We start from the raw sequence: 1,091 nt of genomic DNA, 5'->3' as shown, positions 1-1,091 counted from the left end.
TGGAAAATCTTTTCCCATCCTTTTACTCTGCGGTATCGCCTGTCTTTGAAGTTGAGGTGTGTTTCTTGTAAACAGCCGAAGGATGGATTCTGCCTTCGTTTCCAATTCTGTTAGCCTATATCTTTTTATGGGTAAGTTAAGACCATTGACATTTAGGGATATTAATGTCCATTGTACGTTGGTTCTTGTTTGTTTTGGATTTATTGTTGGTGGTGTCATTGTGTGTGCATTTTGCCCCCCTACTTCTTTTTGTGTTTGGTAAAATTAGATTATCTATTGCCTGTGTTTTTGTGAGTGTAGTTATTTTCATTGAGTTGGAGTTTTCCTTCCAGAACCTTCTGTAGTGCTGGATTTGTGGATATGTATTGTTTAAATCTGTTTTTGTCATGGAATATCTTGTTTTCTCCATCTATAGTGATTGAAAGTTTTGCTGGGTACAGTAGTCTGGGTTGACATCCATGCTCCCTTAGTGCTTGTAGGGTATCTATCCAAGACCTTCTGGCTTTCAGAGTTTCCATTGAGAAGTCGGGTGTGATTCTGATTGGTTTGCCTTTATATGTTACTTGGCCTTTTTCCTTTGCTGCTCTTAATATTTTCTCTTTATTCTGTAGATTTGGTGTTTTGATTATTATGTGTCAGGGGACTTCTTTTTGTGGTCCAGTCTGTTTGGTGTCCTATAAGCTTCTTGTACTTTCATAGGCATATCCTTCTGTAGGTTGGGGAAGTTTTCTTCTATGATTTTGTTGAATATGTTTTCTGTACCTTTGAGCAGTGTTTCTTCACCTTCTTCTACACCTATTATTCTTAGGTTTGGTCTTTTCACGGTGTCCCATATTTCCTGGATATTTTGTGTTAGGGATTTGTTGGACTTGAGGTTTTCTTTGGTTGATGAATGTATATCCTCTAGCGAGTCTTCAATAGCTGAGATTCTCTCTTCCATCTCTTGAATTCTATTGGTTATACTCACATCTTTAGTTTTGATCATTTATCCAGCCTTTCCATTTCCAGAATCACCTCATTCTCTGTTTTCTTTATTGTGTCAATTTCAGCTTTGATGCTTTGAACTGTTTCAAGAGCTTCCTTCACATGTT

The 1,091-nt window shown here is 37.4% G+C and carries 1 protein-coding gene; it reads right to left on the bottom strand.

Translation table 11 applies throughout. The features are described from left to right. Positions 1-628: 628 nt before the first annotated feature. Positions 629-985, bottom strand: a complete 357-nt coding sequence (locus tag KRX52_RS20570) for an RBD-like domain-containing protein (RefSeq protein WP_217683601.1) — start codon at positions 983-985, stop codon at positions 629-631. Positions 986-1,091: the final 106 nt, after the last annotated feature.

The organism is Geopseudomonas aromaticivorans (assembly GCF_019097855.1).
GTDB lineage: Bacteria > Pseudomonadota > Gammaproteobacteria > Pseudomonadales > Pseudomonadaceae > Geopseudomonas > Geopseudomonas aromaticivorans.
Note: the sequence above shows the minus strand (reverse complement) of the source record. Positions and strands in the feature narration are given on the sequence as shown.

Bases quoted from the DNA above. Each gene is read 5' to 3' on its own strand.
- KRX52_RS20570 (WP_217683601.1), bottom strand. From the start codon at position 985: ATGATCAAAACTAAAGATGTGAGTATAACCAATAGAATTCAAGAGATG.